Here is a 14,835-nt window from a genome sequence, read left to right as displayed (position 1 = left end):
CGGAAGCCCTCGTACTGGACGTACTTGGGCTTTCGGTCGGTGCGGCGAGAGGGCGTGCCGGGCGTCGCGACGGGGCAAACGTTGCCTGTTGCGGCACTAGATGCCCTGCCAGTGGGGCTTGTTGGCGTAGGTGTGCCGGAAGTAGCCGGCGAGCTTCAGCTTGGACGCGGCGGCCTCGTCGACGACTACCGTCGCATGCGGGTGGAGCTGGAGCGCGGAGGCTGGGCAGACCGCGGCGACCGGGCCCTCGACGGTCGCGGCGACCGCGTCCGCCTTGCCCTCACCGGTCGCGAGGAGCACGAGGTGCCGCGCCTCCAGGATGGTCCCTATGCCCTGGGTGATCACATGGTGGGGCACCTGCTCGATGTCGCCGTCGAAGAAGCGCGCGTTGTCGACGCGGGTCTGCTGGGTCAGCGTCTTGATCCGCGTCCGCGAGGCGAGAGAGGAGCACGGCTCGTTGAACCCGATGTGCCCGTCGGTGCCGATCCCGAGCAACTGGAGGTCCACGCCGCCGGCCGCGGCCAGCGCCTTGTCGTACGCCTCGCAGGCGCCCTGCACGTCCTCGGCGGTGCCGTCGGGCCACAGGAACGCGCCCATGCCGATCCCGAGCGGCTCCAGCACCTCCCGCTGCAGGACGGAGCGGTAGGACTCCGGATGCTCGGCCGGCAGCCCCACGTACTCGTCGAGCTGCGCGATCCGCGCCCGCGAGGTGTCCACGGCACCGGAGCGCACCTTGGCCGCCAGAGCCTCGTAGACGGGCAGCGGGCTGGAGCCGGTGGCCACGCCGAGCAAGGCGTCGGGCTTGCGCCGGAGCAGCTGCGCCATGGCCTCGGCGATGAGCTCGCCACCCGCCTGAGCGTGCGGAACGATGACAACTTCCACGCTGGGCCTGCCGATCTGAAGAGGGGCTCAACTGGGACCCGGAGGGGCACTGTGTGGTTTAGACCAATCTAACAGAGGTGGCTTCCCCCGGTGTGTGGTCCGGCACGCATGACGCACAGCCGAAGTCGCCTGCCGGAGGGGGTGCGCCGGCAGGCGCGCGACGGCGTGAACCGGGGGAACCGGAGGCGTTCGGTGACGTCGCGCTGGCGATCCGGTCCCGCGTATGAGTCCACGGGGGCTGCGCTGCCGACGGGTGTCGGTCAGGTGTTCCGACAAAGAGACAACAATTAACACCCGTCGACGCATGGACACGCGCGCTCGGACGCAGGAACATGGTCCGCAGGGCATGGTCTAGTCCACAAAGCGTAGGTAAAGTAAGCAAACCGTTCCTCGCCGCCCCGGCGGGGTACGTGACGTGTGAACCTCCGTCTTCCCCGCACAGGAAGACGGACCGAGGAACCGGCGCACTCTGCCCTGACTGCTCCGGCTCCTCGGCCTTCGGCCGTCCGGGACCGCACACCCTGCGGCCGATGTTGCTCCGGGCTGCGGTGCCAGGAGGGTTGAGGGTCCCTCCCAGGCGCCGCGGCCCGCGGGTGTTTCCGGGCCGTCCCGAACCGTCCGCCTCCTGGCTGTTTTCGAGTGTTGTCCGAACTCCCGGGTACGCTCGCACACGTGCCCTCCATGAACGAGCTGGTCCGCCAGCACACCACCCTCAGCGACTCCGACCTGGAGTGGCTGCACCTGCTGGTGTCGGAGTGGCAGCTGCTCTCCGACCTCTCCTTCGCCGACCTGGTGCTCTGGGTGCCCACGCGCGACGGCACCCGGTACGTGTCGGTCGCCCAGATGCGCCCGAACACCGGCCCCACCTCGTACCAGAACGACATGGTCGGCCACCTCGTCCCGCGCGGCCGCCGCCCCATGCTGGACGTCGCCCTGGACGAGGGTCGGATCGTGCGCGAGGGCGATCCCGAGTGGCGTGAGGAGGTCCCGGTCCGGGTCGAGTCCATTCCCGTACGACGGGAGGGACGCATCCTCGGCGTCATCGCGCGCAACACCAACCTGCTGACCGTGCGGACCCCCAGCCGCCTGGAGCTGACCTACCTCCAGAGCGCCTCCGACCTTGCCCAGATGATCGCTGCCGGCGCCTTCCCGTTCCCCGGCCAGCAGGTCGACATGGACGCCTCGCCGCGCGTCGGTGACGGACTGATCCGGCTGGACGCGGACGGCATCGTCCAGTACGCCTCGCCGAACGCCCTGTCGGCGTACCACCGACTGGGTCTGGCCTCCGACCTCGTCGGACATCACCTCGGCCAGAGCACCGCCGAACTCGCCCCGTCGCGGGGCCCGGTGGACGAGGCGTTGGCCAAGGTCGCCAGTGGCTGGGCGCCGCGCGAGTTCGAGATCGAGACGAACGACGGGGCGATCCAGTTCCGGGCGATCCCCCTCAAGCCCAAGGGCACGCGCATCGGTTCGCTGGTCCTGCTCCGGGACGTCACCGAACTGCGCAGGCGCGAGCGCGAGTTGATAACCAAGGACGCGACCATCCGGGAGATCCACCACCGGGTGAAGAACAACCTCCAGACCGTCGCCGCCCTGCTGCGCCTCCAGGCCCGGCGCATCGGGTCCGAGCCGGGCCGGGAAGCGCTCGAGGAGGCCGTACGGCGGGTGGGCTCGATCGCGATCGTGCATGAGACGCTGTCCCAGAACCTGGACGAGCGTGTGGAGTTCGACGAGATTGCCGACCGGGTCCTCGCGATGGTCGCCGAGATCTCACCCGGAATGGTCACCGGCCGGCGCAGCGGACACTTCGGCATCCTGGACGCCGAGGTCGCCACCCCGCTCTCCATGGTGCTGACCGAGGTCCTGCAGAACGCCGTGGAACACGGCTTCCGCCAGGGCGCCACCGGCACGGTCGAGGTGTCGGCGGTCCGTGGCGGTACGTCGAAGGAGACCCGCCTCCTGGTCACCGTCCAGGACGACGGGGTCGGCCTGCCCGAGGGCTTCGACCCTCACACCGCGGGCAACCTCGGCCTGCAGATCGTACGGACCCTGGTGGAGGGTGAGTTGGGCGGCACGTTCGACATGGTCCCGGCCCCCGAGCGTGGTACGCGGGTGATCCTGGACATCCCGGTGCGGGCGCACAAGTGAGCGGGGCGATGACAGCATTGAGCCCCGGACCACATGTGGTCCGGGGCCGAAAGCTTGTTGCCAGCTAGGTGCTGTGCGCGTTGGGAGTACTGCGCGCTGCGGCTCGGGGGCGGGAGATGCGTACTCGCTGCCTACGGCGTCATACCGTAGGGCGCACGCGCCGCCGGGCTCAGGCTCGTACGGGGTGGGAGTGTCAGGCGGAGGCCTGACGGGCCCGGTTGCGAGCGGCGCGGCGCTTCATGGCGCGGCGCTCGTCCTCGCTGAGACCACCCCAGACGCCGGAGTCCTGGCCGGACTCGAGCGCCCACTGCAGGCACTGCTCGATAACGGGGCAGCGACGGCAGACGGCCTTGGCTTCCTCGATCTGCAGCAGCGCGGGACCGGTGTTGCCGATGGGGAAGAAGAGCTCGGGGTCTTCCTCGCGGCAAACGGCGTTGTGACGCCAGTCCATGGCTGCTACCTCTCCTTGGTACGTGCTTGTGAATGTGAACGCTTTCACGAATCCCTCAACAAGTGAAGGGCCGATCGTCAGACTCGCTGACGTGGTCCTTTGGATTGAGGAGGGGTTCGGGCTCTCTGTGGGGGTTGATGGTCCGCCCCGAGCGCCACGTAGAGACTCGCAAACCTCGGCGACGGATACAACCCCTTCCGGAAAGTTTTTTTTGATTCCTTGGTGTCGACTAGGTCACAGCCGTACTTCCAAGGGGTGGACCCTGGCCTAAACGTTCGACTGAAAGGACTTTGGCCCCTTCTACTCACACAATCACACGCAGTGCACGGCGTACGCCTGTGAACGTCACGCTCGTACGCACGCCGAGGTGGTCACCGTCCATCTGGAGGGGGAGCGGCACCTTCGAATGCAAGGTGAAGTCGGTCAGGTCATGCAGGGAGACGGCGTGCTTGCCGTGGGGTCCGCGCTCGGGGGACGAAGTGAGCAACTGGGTCGCATACCGGGCAACCGAGGCCGTCGACATGCGGCGGAGGGCGAGTACGTCGAGTCCGGTATCGAACGAGGCCTTAGGTGACGCGTACACCGGACGATTACCGAGAAACGTCCAGGGCGAGGTGTTGCAGATTATGGACATGACGAGACCGGTGATCGGCTCCTCGCCGGACCGCTCCAGGGTGATCGTTCCGTGTCTGCGATAGGGGTCGTCCAGAAACTGCCGCATCGCTTGGCGCAGATACAACGCATGGGTGGAGCGCTTGCCCTGTTCCCGGTGCTGCTCGACCCGGCCGACCACGCCCGCGTCGAAGCCGAGCCCGGCGTTGAAGGTGAACCAACGGGAGGGCGCCGCCTCGTCCTCCGTCCCCGGGGTGCCCGCGGCGAGCCCGAGGCCGACTGTGCGCTCGCGGCGCTCGCTCAGCGCGTCGAGGATCATGCCCGTGGCCTCCACCGGGTCGTTGGGCAGGCCGAGCGCACGGGCGAAGACGTTCGTCGAGCCGCCGGGAACGACGGCGAGGCGGGGGAGACGGTCCGGTTCGGGGCCGCGGTGCAGCAGGCCGTTCACGATCTCGTTGACGGTGCCGTCGCCGCCGAGCGACACGACCAGTTCGACGTCGCCGCTCTCCGCCGCCTGCTGAGCGAGGTCCCGGGCGTGTCCGCGGTACTCGGTGGTGATCGCGTCGAGCTTCATCTCGCTCGCCAGCGCGTGGATCAGGACGTCACGGGTTCGTGCGCTTGTGGTGGTTGCCGCCGGGTTGACCACGAGAAGTGCACGCATGGTGTGCAGGGTACCTACTGGGTGGTACTCGGCCCAGACCGAGGTAGGGGTCCGGTAAGAGAAAGGGGTGGCCTCCGGTGCTGCGGGGGCGGGCGCCCCGGCGGAGGCCCGTGAGGCGACGGCTACCCTTCAGGGGTGAGCGCAGAGCAGAATCCCGCCCCCCGGACTTCCGATACCGAGCCCCATCCCGCACGGCTGACCGTCGCGGCTGCGTTGGCCGGCCTGGAGGGGCTCGCCCTGGCCGTCGGCGGTGTCTGGATACTCGTCCTGGGCCTCACGGGTTCGCCGGACGACCGTCAGCAGGCCGTCACCGGCGGCATCACCCTGATCGTGCTCGCGCTGCTGCCCCTGCTGGCCGCGCGTGGACTGCTGCTGCGCCGCAGCTGGAGCCGCGGGCCCGCCGTGATCACTCAGATCATGGCGCTGCCGGTGGCGTACAGCCTGCTCCAGGCCGACAGCATGGCGATCCCGGGCGGCATCGCGCTCGCGGTCGTCGCCCTCACGGCGCTGGTGCTCCTGGTGAACCCGGCGACGACGCGTGCGTTGGGCATCCGGGGGCCCGGAGGCCCACCGGACCAGAAGTAGGTGGCGCACCCGCCCTCAGTCTGCGCGCCCGAAGGGTGACCGGTGTCCCCGGTCACCCTTCGTCACTCCTCGACCAACAGCTTCTCCCGCAGCTGCGCCAGGGTCCGGGCCAGCAGACGCGAGACGTGCATCTGCGAGATGCCGACCTCCTGGGCGATCTGCGACTGCGTCATGTTGCCGAAGAAGCGGAGAAGCAAGATCCGCTTCTCCCTCGGCGGCAGATCCTCCAGCAGCGGCTTCAGTGACTCGCGGTACTCGACGCCCTCCAGCGCCTCGTCCTCGGCGCCGAGCGTGTCCGCGACCGCCGGTGACTCGTCATCGGTGTCGGGGACGTCCAGGGACAGCGTCGAGTACGCGTTGGCGGACTCCAGGCCCTCCAGGACCTCCTCCTCCGAGATGGCCAGCTTCTCGGCCAGCTCGTGGACCGTCGGGGAGCGGCCGTGCTGCTGGGACAGCTCGGCCGTGGCCGTCGTCAGGGCCAGGCGCAGTTCCTGCAGGCGCCGCGGCACCCGGACCGCCCAGCCCTTGTCGCGGAAGTGGCGCTTGATCTCGCCGACGACCGTCGGGGTCGCGTATGTCGAGAACTCGACGCCGCGCTCCGGGTCGAAGCGGTCGACCGATTTGATCAGGCCGATGGTGGCGACCTGGGTGAGGTCGTCCAGCGGCTCACCGCGGTTGCGGAAGCGGCGCGCGAGGTGCTCGACGAGCGGCAGGTGCATACGGACAAGCTGATTGCGCAGCTCCGCGTACTCCTGGCTGCCCTCCTTCAGCTTGCGCAGTTCGACGAACATGGCCCGCGCTCCAGTGCGGTCCTGTGGGCCGTGCTGCGCACCGGCCGGCACGCCGTGCTCGGCGTTTCGCTCGTGCTCGCTCATCGTCCCGCCCGTCACCCTTCCCCCAGCTCCCGGCTGCTCCCCCGCTCTCGACTTCGCTCGAGCGGGGGGACCCCCATGAGCAGGGGAGGCCCCACTTCCTCCGGAGGACGTGTTCCGTGTGGCACCGTCAGGATCCCCTGGTCCGTCGCCCCGGACGGAGAACGCCCCTTCCGCGGCCGGCTCCGCCGTCGTGGGGGCCGCGACCGCCGAAGCGTCGTCCTCCGGGTGCGGACGGGCCTGCTCGGGGATGCCGTCCACGCCACCCGCCACGCGCGGCGGCCCGCTCGGGCCGCCCGTGTTCCCGGTGTTCCCGGTGGAAAGTTCCCGTGAGCCTCGCTCTTCGTCCCGCACCGGCCCGTCCCCGTTCGTCACGCCGGCCCGGGTCCCGCGCCGCGCTGTTTGTAGAGGCTGATGGACACGGTCTTGTCGTCGCCGACGGCCGAGGAGACCTTGCCCGCCAGGGCCGAGAGGACGGTCCAGGCGAAGGTGTCCCTCGACGGGGCGTGACCGTCCGTGGTCGGGGCGGAGACCGTGACCTCCAGAGAGTCGTCGATGAGCCGGAAGACACAACTGAGCACCGAGCCGGGCACGGCCTGTTGCAGCAGGATCGCGCAGGCCTCGTCGACCGCGATGCGCAGGTCCTCGATCTCGTCAAGGGTGAAGTCCAAACGGGCCGCGAGACCGGCTGTGGCCGTACGCAGCACCGACAGGTAGGCACCCGCTGCCGGCAGCCGGACTTCCACGAAGTCCTGGGTCGCGGGCTCGCCTGCGATCTGGGACACCCTCACCTCCAAGGTGGTACATGCTCTTTCGGGGCCGAGGGTTGCCCCCCGGGGTAACGCCCTACTGGTTCAGCGGTGACGCTATCGCGCTCTCGATTTTCTGTCCCCGGGACCCCGACCCCTTGTCATCACTCATAGTAAACCCATGTATACGCACAGTGGCTAGGGGTCTGCGGGCCCAATTCGGAAGAGCGCGCGCCGGATTGACGTACCCCGGCGTCCGACCCCCGAACCGTACGGAACCAGAGTCACACGAGTACATGATCGACGAAGCACCAGCGCCAGTTCTCGCCCGGTTCGAAGGTACGCATGACCGGGTGGCCGCTCTCCTTGTAGTGCGCCGTCGCGTGGCGCAGGGGCGAGGAGTCGCAGCAGCCCACGTGCCCGCACTCCAGACACAGCCGCAGTTGCACCGGGTCCGTGCCGGCGGCGAGGCACTCCAGGCATGTTTCGCTCCGGGGCTCGGGCGCGGGATGCGGCAGCGCATCGGCGTGCGTGCACTGTTTCATGATTGCCAGGTTACGACGGGTCCGCGGGAAGCGGCGGGAAAACGAGGGCGGGCTGAGGACGATGAACGTGTTGCCGTTGCTGCTGCTGGTCGCGGGCAGCGCCGCTGTCGCGGGTGCCGCACGCCGCACTCCCGTGCCGGCGCCGCTGCTGCTGGTCGCGGCGGGCCTCGCGGTCTCCTATGTGCCCGGTGTGCCCGCGTACACCCTCGACCCCGGTGTCGTCCTGCCGCTGGTGCTGCCGCCGCTGCTGTACACGGCGGCCACCGACAGCTCATACCTGGACCTGCGGGCGCAGTTGCGGCCGGTGGCGCTGCTGTCCGTCGGGTACGTGCTCTTCGCGACACTGGTCGTGGGCTGGGCGGCGTATCTGGTCGTGCCGGATCTGCCGCTGACCGCGGCGCTGGTGCTGGGTGCGGTGATCGCGCCGCCGGACGCGGTCGCGGCCACGGCGGTCGCCCGTCGAGTGGGGCTGCCGTCGCGGATCACCACGATCCTGCAGGGCGAGTCGCTGGTGAACGACGCGACGGCGATCACCGCGTACAAGGTGGCGATGGCGGCGGCGATCGGGGAGGGCGCGACCTGGACGGGCGGGGTGCGGGAGTTCCTGCTCGCGGCGGTCGGCGGCGTCCTGGTCGGCCTGGTGCTGATGGTGCCGATCCACTGGCTGCGCACGCACCTGAAGGAGGCGCTGCTGCAGAACACCCTCTCCCTGCTGATCCCGTTCGTCGCGTACGGGGCCGCGGAGTGGGTGCATGCCTCCGGTGTGCTCGCCGTCGTCGTCGTCGCCCTCTATCTCGGCCACCGCAACTGGCAGGTCGACTTCGCGACCCGGCTCCAGGAGGAGGCGGTGTGGAAGATGGTCGCGTTCCTCCTGGAGTCGGCGGTGTTCGCGCTCATCGGACTGCAGTTGCCGGTCGTCCTGAAGGGACTCGGCCGGTACGAGGGCACGCGTGTGGCCTGGTACGGGTTGGCTGTGTTCCTCGTGGTCGTCGCCGCGCGGTTCCTGTGGGTGTATCCGGCGACCTTCCTGCCGCGCGCGCTGTTCGCGCGCATCCGCGAGCGTGAGGAGAACCCCACGTGGAAAGGGCCGTTCATCATCGGCTGGGCCGGGATGCGGGGTGTGGTCTCGCTCGCGATCGCTTTCTCGATCCCGCTGACGGTGCACGGCGGCGGCGCGTTCCCCGACCGTAACCTGATCCTCTTCCTGACGTTCACGACGGTGATCGGCACGCTCGTGGTGCAGGGGCTGACCCTGCCCCCGCTGATCCGTCTGCTGGGGCTGCCGGGGCGCGATGCCCAGGCCCAGACGCTCGCGGAGGCGAACGCCCAGGCACAGGCGTCCCGGGCCGCCGAGCGGCGCCTCGAAGAACTCCTCGGCGACGAACGCAACGCGCTGCCGCCCCCACTCGCCGACCGCCTCCGCACGGTCCTGGAACGCCGGCGCAACGCGGTCTGGGAACGGCTGGGCTCGGTGAACCCGGTGACCGGCGAGTCCCACGATGACACTTACCGCCGACTGTCCCGCGAGGTGATCGGAGCGGAACGAGAGGTCTTCGTGCGGCTCCGCGACCACCGCTACATCGACGACGAGATGCTCCGCACCCTGCTCAGAAGGCTCGACCTGGAGGAGGCGGCGGCCTATCGGGAGACGACGTGAGCCGTCCCGCGGACCACGCCCGGGCAAACGAACGCTGCCTGTTGGGGCGAGTCGCTAGTGCTGTGACCGGGAAGGTCTGCCGGAAAGCTCGGGGCGTCCGGTGCTGGGGGCACCTCCCTCGCCCTTCAGGCAGTGGGGGAGCATCGCAAGGCGGAGCACATCACCCGCGTACTGGATGTACTCGGGTGATGCGACAACGCGGCGGTGGGGGCCCCTCCCGCGCTGGGGGTCCCCCCGCTCGAGCGGAGCCGAGAGTGGGGGAGAAGCCGAGCGTGGGGGAGCCGTGCCGGGCGTCGCGAGCCGGTGAACCCTTCCGTTCACAGCAACTAGGGCCTGTTCTGAGTTCCCCGTCTGCGCCCCGACGCCCGGCGCGCACTCCCCCAAGCTCTCGGCTTCGCTCGAGCAGGGGGGACCCCCATGCCGCACGGCGCCGCAGGACAGGTGGCTCCGCCACATGACCTGCGACACCGCACGCCGATCGCACGCACCGAACGCCGCTGCGCCCGCGCTCCGCGCGGACGACGGGGAACTCAGAACAGGCCCTAGGAGAAGGGCAGCCCCGTGATCACGGCGGCCAGCGTCGTCCCCCAGGGGAATGCGCCCTCCTCGGTCAGGGCGACAAGTCCATAGAGCAGCTTGGCGACATAGAGACGTTCCACCGGGAGGGCGTGGCGGGATTCGAAGTCGTCCGCGAAGGCCTCGAGTTCGCCCGGCGTGCGGGCGTATCCGCCGAAGTGGAAGCGGGTGTCCAGGGACCAGCTGCCGCGGCGGCCGCCGAAGGCCCGGGTCTGGAGGGCGGCCGTGTCGGCGGCCAGGAAGTCGCCTTTGAGGACGGGGATTCCCAGGGCCCGCTGGTTCGCTGCCAGGCCCGCAGCCAGACCCGCCAGCGTGCCGCCGGTGCCGCAGGCCACGGCGGCGACGTCCGCCCTGCCGCGCAATTCCTCGCCGAGCGTGCGGCAGCCGCGTACGGCGAGGGCGTTACTGCCGCCCTCCGGCACCACGTACGCCTCCTCGGCGTCCGCCGCGCGCAGGATGCCGGCCAGGGTCCCCGGCTCAGACTTGCGGCGATAGGTCGACCTGTCGACGAAGTGCAGTCGCATACCGTCGGCCGTGCAGCGGGCCAGGGACGGGTTGAGCGGGCGATCGGTCAACTCGTCGCCGCGGACGATACCGATCGTCTCCAGACCCAGCAGCCGGCCCGCTGCTGCCGTGGCCCGCAGATGGTTGGAGTAGGCGCCGCCGAAGGTGAGCAGGGGCCGACCGCCTGCCGCCCGCAGGTTCGGGGCGAGCTTGCGCCACTTGTTGCCGATCAGGTCCGGGTGGATCAGATCGTCCCGCTTGAGCAGCAGCTGGACGCCGTGCCGTGCGAAGCGCTCGTCCACGACCTCCCGCACCGGCGACGGCAGGCGCGGTTGCAGCACGGCAGGGTCGGGCGCCTCGGGCAGGCGCGGCACATCAGGGCTGGTCACCCCACCATTGTCGGGCACCGGTCCGAGGGGCGCGCCGGGACGGGCGGCGGCCCTTGTCACCCCAGGCGGTCACGGGCCCTGGAGGACCCACCGGCTATCGGCACCGTGCCAGGGGTGCCGCTGCCGTCTCAGGCGCGATGGCCGTCAGGGGCGCAGGAAGCCGTCCCCGTTCGTCGCGATGTGGCTCTCCAGTGCCTGGAGCGCCTGCTGGGTCGCGTCGGGGGAGCCGCTGCCGCGGCGCTCCGCGTAGTACGCCGCACCCAGTCTTCTCAGCAGGTCGTTGCCCGCCCGCTGCGCCTGCACCTCGTCCAGTTTCTGCCGGCCCTGCGCCAGTCCGCGCTGTGCCTGCTCCTTCGCCCGGTCCAGGAAGCTTGTCATCCCCGTCTCCCCTCGTCGTCCCTCTTCGGCTCAAACGGCCCGGCGGGTCGGGGAGTTCCCGCTCGCGGCCACCCTTCTTCCGGGCCCGGCGAAGTGCACCAGTGTGCCCAAGCCTGCGGTGATCCATTCCCGCTCTTTCGAGTAATAGCACCGACACGCTCCGTGCTGGAAGTCTCTTCCTCGCAGATCCATGCATGACCGGGAGGGCAATACCACATGTCGGTAGGCGAAGAGGTCCGCGCTGAGCAGGACCAGCCGCAGCAGAGTCTCGGCACAGCGGCCGCACGAAACCTGGCCACCACCACCAAGTCCGCGCCGCAGATGCAGGAGATCAGCTCGCGGTGGCTGCTGCGGATGCTGCCGTGGGCGAACGTGCAGGGTGGCACGTACCGGGTGAACCGCCGTCTCACCTACACCGTGGGCGACGGCCGCGTGACGTTCGTGAAGACCGGAGACCAGGTCGCGGTCATCCCCGCGGAGCTGGGCGAGCTGCCGGCCCTGCGCGCGTACGACGACCTGGACGTGCTGGGCGAAATCGCCCAGCGCTGCCAGCAGCGGAGGTTCGCGCCCGGGGACGTGATCGCCGAGTTCGGCAGCCAGGCCGACGAGGTGTTCCTGCTGGCACACGGCAAGGTCCAGAAGATCGGCACGGGCCCCTACGGCGCCGACGCGGTGCTCGGAGTCCTCGCCGACGGCGCTTACTTCGGCGAACAGGCACTGCACGACCCCGACGCCATCTGGGAGTACACGGCCCGCGCGGTCACCGCCTGCACGGTGCTCGCCCTGCCCCGCCGGGACGTCGAACAGATCGCGGACCGCGCCGCATCGCTGCGCGATCACCTCCAGCAGTACAACCCGGTCCCGGAACAGCGTTCCAACAGGTACGGCGAGAAGGAGATCGATCTCGCCGCGGGCCACAGCGGAGAGCCGGACATCCCGCACACCTTCGTCGACTACGAGGCCGCGCCCCGCGAGTACGAACTGAGCATCGCGCAGACCGTCCTGCGCGTCCACACGCGCGTGGCCGACCTCTACAACCAGCCGATGAACCAGACCGAGCAGCAACTCCGGCTCACCGTCGAGGCGCTGAAGGAGCGCCAGGAGCACGAACTCATCAACAACAGGGACTTCGGACTGCTCCACAACTGCGAGTACGACCAGCGGCTGCAACCCCACGACGGCGTGCCCAGCCCCGACGACATGGACGAACTGCTCAGCCGCAGGCGAGGCTCCAAGCTGTTCCTCGCCCACCCGCGCGCGATCGCCGCCTTCGGCCGCGAGTGCAACAAGCGCGGACTCGTCCCGGAGAGCATCGACATCGCGGGCAACCGCATCCCCACCTGGCGCGGAGTACCGATCTTCCCATGCAGCAAGATCCCCATCACCGACGCCCGCACGACCTCCATCATCTGTATGCGTACGGGCGAGGAAGAGCAGGGTGTCATCGGTCTCCGGCAGGCGGGCATCCCGGACGAGATCGAGCCCAGCCTGTCCGTGCGGTTCATGGGCATCAACGAACAGGCGATCATCAAGTACCTGGTGACGGCCTACTACTCGGCCGCCGTCCTGGTGCCGGACGCGCTGGGTGTCCTGGAGAACGTCGAGATCGGCCGTTGGAGGTGACCCGGCGCACCAGCGGCATGCCGTGTTCCCGTCCGTCAGGACGGGAACACCCGCGGGGTACTCGCCCGGTGGCGGAGACGGCACCGGGCGCAGACTCTCCGAGGCGGTCCCATGGGTGAGTTCATGACGGAGCCGCAGCAGGGCCTCGCGCGGAGGGGTTCTGTGGGCCCCCAGGGGCGGCATGGCATGCTCCCGGGCCCGGCGGGACCGCTCGACGGGCACGAGGCCGTGGTGCTCCTGGAGCGCACCCGCGCCCTGGTCGACCTGGAGCTGCGCCGGGCGCTGGACTCACTGCCCGGTTCCATGCGCAGGATCGCGCTCTACCACTTCGGCTGGGAGCAGGCGGACGGCACCCCGGCGGCCGGCAACGCGGGCAAGGCCATACGGCCCGCGCTCGTCCTGACCGCGGCCCGTGCGCTCGGCGGACGGCAGTCCACCGCCGTACGGGCCGCCGCGGCCGTGGAACTCGTCCACAACTTCACCCTGCTGCACGACGACGTGATGGACCGGGACACCACCCGCCGTCATCGCCCCACCGCCTGGACCGTGTTCGGCGACGCCGACGCCATCCTCGCCGGGGACGCCCTGCAGGCGCTGGCCCAGCAGCTGCTCGCCGAGGACCCGCACCCGGCGTCCGGAGCGGCCGCCGCCCGGCTCGCGGCCTGCGTCGTCGAACTGTGCGCCGGGCAGCACGCGGACACGGCCATGGAGCGGCGCGGCCCCCACGACGTCACCCTCGACGAGGTGCTCGCCATGGCCGAAGCGAAGACAGGCGCGCTCCTCGGCTGCGCCTGTGCGCTCGGCGCGCTGTACGCGGGAGCGGACGAGGCGGACGTCGAGGCGCTGGACGCGTTCGGCCGTGAGGCCGGGCTCGCCTTCCAGCTCATCGACGACGTGATCGGGATCTGGGGGGACCCGAGCCGCACCGGCAAGCCGGCCGGGGCGGACCTCATGGCCCGCAAGAAGTCGCTGCCCGTGGTCGCCGCGCTCGCCTCCGGCACCCCGGCCGCCGCTGATCTGGCCGAGCTGTATCAAGGGCCCTCTGTTGAAGGCGAGGTGGAGCGAACGGTCCTCGCCGTCGAGCAGGCGGGTGGCCGTGACTGGGCGCAACTGCAGGCGGCCGACCGGATGGGCCGGGCGATGCAGGAACTGTCCCGTGCGATCCCCGACCCTCAGGCGGCGGGCGGCCTGCTGGCCCTGGCCGAGTTCGTGACCCGGCGGACCACCTGACCGGCAGCGCCGAATGGCTCCGGAGCCCCTCGACAGCCGCGCGGCACCCGGCGGCTTGGGCCTGGACGCGCCCCGCACATCCCCACGGTGTGCGGGGCCTGCCCTTGACGCGGAAGGGCGGACGGACGAGAGCCGCGCCCTACTCGTACTGCACTGCTCGGTACCCGTTTCCCCCGCACCGTCCTACCCTGAAGGCATGGGCAGGGAAGATCGAGTCTGCCCCTCGTGCGGGCAGCCCGTAGCCACGGTCGTAGGGCGCCGCAAGACGCTGGGCGCCTTCGTCCCCGTATGGCGGCCAGGCCCCTGTCGCAATCCTTCGTGTCCGGAATATGTGGCGCAGGGGTACAAGCAGGGGTACAAAGGGACGCCCCCGCCGGCGAAGCCGGGAAGCTGACGACTGGCACGTCGAGAGCGCCCTGCCCGGAGTTCACACGGACCGGGCCCGCATCAGTCGCCGCGGCGCTGCGTGAAGCGCAGCAGATTGCCCGCCGGGTCGCGGAAGGCACAGTCCCGTACGCCGTACGGCTGGTCCATGGGCTCCTGGAGGACGTCCGCGCCCGACGCCTCCACGCGCGCGAAGAGGGCGTCGCAGTCCGCGGTGGAGAAGATGACTCCGCGCAGGATGCCCTTGGCGAGCAGCTCCGCCATCGCCTGGCGATCCGCGGGGGACGCGTCCGGGCTGGCCGCCGGGGGTTCCAGGACGATCTCCACGTCCGGCTGGAGCGGTGAGCCGACCGTGACCCAGCGCATCCCCTCGAAGCCGACGTCGTTGCGGACCTCCAGGCCGAGGACGTCCCGGTAGAAGGCGAGCGCCTTGTCATGGTCGTCGACGGCGATGAAGCACTGCGAGAGTTTCAGGTCCATGACGTCAGGCTAGTGCCGCAACAGGCAACGTTTGCCCCGTCGCGACGCCCGGCACGCCCTCTCGCCGCACCGACCGAAAGCCCAAGTACGTCCAGTACGAGGGCTTCCG

The 14,835-nt window shown here is 70.1% G+C and carries 14 protein-coding genes; 5 read left to right on the top strand and 9 right to left on the bottom strand.

Annotated features, from left to right (window positions below; translation table 11 throughout):
• Window positions 1–96 precede the first annotated feature (96 nt).
• Complete coding sequence (gene nagB, locus BIV24_RS29985; protein WP_071369616.1) at window positions 97–882, bottom strand: glucosamine-6-phosphate deaminase; 786 nt, start codon at window positions 880–882, stop codon at window positions 97–99.
• Between the two features lie 681 nt (window positions 883–1,563).
• Here nagB and BIV24_RS29980 point away from each other — a divergent pair.
• Window positions 1,564–3,030: a sensor histidine kinase gene (locus BIV24_RS29980; RefSeq protein ID WP_071369615.1), complete on the top strand. Its 1,467-nt coding sequence runs from the start codon at window positions 1,564–1,566 to the stop codon at window positions 3,028–3,030.
• Window positions 3,031–3,223: 193 nt separating this feature from the next.
• Here the strand turns inward: BIV24_RS29980 and BIV24_RS29975 are convergent, their stop codons facing one another.
• Together BIV24_RS29975 and BIV24_RS29970 are read right to left on the bottom strand one after the other, a co-directional pair.
• Complete coding sequence (locus BIV24_RS29975) at window positions 3,224–3,481, bottom strand: WhiB family transcriptional regulator (protein ID WP_003992873.1); 258 nt, start codon at window positions 3,479–3,481, stop codon at window positions 3,224–3,226.
• A 304-nt stretch (window positions 3,482–3,785) separates the two neighbouring features.
• Window positions 3,786–4,754 (bottom strand): diacylglycerol/lipid kinase family protein, encoded by a 969-nt coding sequence (locus BIV24_RS29970; protein ID WP_071369614.1) that lies wholly within the window; start codon window positions 4,752–4,754, stop codon window positions 3,786–3,788.
• Between the two features lie 135 nt (window positions 4,755–4,889).
• Here BIV24_RS29970 and BIV24_RS29965 point away from each other — a divergent pair, with 135 nt between their 5' ends.
• The gene (locus tag BIV24_RS29965; RefSeq protein WP_071369613.1) at window positions 4,890–5,339 is read left to right on the top strand and encodes a hypothetical protein; all 450 of its coding nucleotides are present in this window, start codon (window positions 4,890–4,892) and stop codon (window positions 5,337–5,339) included.
• Between the two features lie 62 nt (window positions 5,340–5,401).
• Here BIV24_RS29965 and BIV24_RS32820 read toward each other — a convergent pair whose 3' ends face one another.
• The 3 genes from BIV24_RS32820 to BIV24_RS29950 all read right to left on the bottom strand — a co-directional run bounded on the left by BIV24_RS32820 (window position 5,402) and on the right by BIV24_RS29950 (window position 7,505).
• Window positions 5,402–6,565: an RNA polymerase sigma factor SigF gene (locus BIV24_RS32820; protein ID WP_079168650.1), complete on the bottom strand. Its 1,164-nt coding sequence runs from the start codon at window positions 6,563–6,565 to the stop codon at window positions 5,402–5,404.
• Between the two features lie 17 nt (window positions 6,566–6,582).
• A complete protein-coding gene (locus BIV24_RS29955; protein WP_071369611.1) occupies window positions 6,583–6,996 on the bottom strand; it encodes an ATP-binding protein in 414 nt (137 codons plus the stop codon).
• Window positions 6,997–7,244: 248 nt separating this feature from the next.
• On the bottom strand, window positions 7,245–7,505 hold the full coding sequence (locus BIV24_RS29950; protein ID WP_071369610.1) for a UBP-type zinc finger domain-containing protein: 261 nt from the start codon (window positions 7,503–7,505) through the stop codon (window positions 7,245–7,247).
• A 61-nt stretch (window positions 7,506–7,566) separates the two neighbouring features.
• Here BIV24_RS29950 and BIV24_RS29945 point away from each other — a divergent pair, with 61 nt between their 5' ends.
• A complete protein-coding gene (locus tag BIV24_RS29945) occupies window positions 7,567–9,162 on the top strand; it encodes a Na+/H+ antiporter (protein ID WP_071369609.1) in 1,596 nt (531 codons plus the stop codon).
• Window positions 9,163–9,704: 542 nt separating this feature from the next.
• Here BIV24_RS29945 and BIV24_RS29940 read toward each other — a convergent pair.
• Both BIV24_RS29940 and BIV24_RS29935 read right to left on the bottom strand, forming a co-directional pair.
• Window positions 9,705–10,631, bottom strand: a complete 927-nt coding sequence (locus BIV24_RS29940) for a 1-aminocyclopropane-1-carboxylate deaminase/D-cysteine desulfhydrase (RefSeq protein ID WP_245767004.1) — start codon at window positions 10,629–10,631, stop codon at window positions 9,705–9,707.
• 144 nt (window positions 10,632–10,775) lie between these two features.
• Complete coding sequence (locus BIV24_RS29935; RefSeq protein ID WP_071369607.1) at window positions 10,776–11,009, bottom strand: hypothetical protein; 234 nt, start codon at window positions 11,007–11,009, stop codon at window positions 10,776–10,778.
• A 216-nt stretch (window positions 11,010–11,225) separates the two neighbouring features.
• Here BIV24_RS29935 and BIV24_RS29930 point away from each other — a divergent pair, with 216 nt between their 5' ends.
• Window positions 11,226–12,632: a family 2B encapsulin nanocompartment shell protein gene (locus BIV24_RS29930; RefSeq protein WP_071369606.1), complete on the top strand. Its 1,407-nt coding sequence runs from the start codon at window positions 11,226–11,228 to the stop codon at window positions 12,630–12,632.
• 111 nt (window positions 12,633–12,743) lie between these two features.
• Window positions 12,744–13,862, top strand: a complete 1,119-nt coding sequence (locus BIV24_RS29925; RefSeq protein ID WP_071369605.1) for a family 2 encapsulin nanocompartment cargo protein polyprenyl transferase — start codon at window positions 12,744–12,746, stop codon at window positions 13,860–13,862.
• A gap of 447 nt (window positions 13,863–14,309) precedes the next feature.
• On the opposite strand, the gene BIV24_RS29920 is transcribed toward BIV24_RS29925, so the two are convergent.
• Window positions 14,310–14,726, bottom strand: coding sequence for a VOC family protein (locus BIV24_RS29920; RefSeq protein ID WP_071369604.1), 417 nt, complete (start codon window positions 14,724–14,726; stop codon window positions 14,310–14,312).
• Between the last annotated feature and the right edge of the window lie 109 nt (window positions 14,727–14,835).

It is taken from the genome of Streptomyces colonosanans (assembly GCF_001866645.1).
GTDB lineage: Bacteria > Actinomycetota > Actinomycetes > Streptomycetales > Streptomycetaceae > Streptomyces > Streptomyces colonosanans.
Note: the sequence above shows the minus strand (reverse complement) of the source record. Positions and strands in the feature narration are given on the sequence as shown.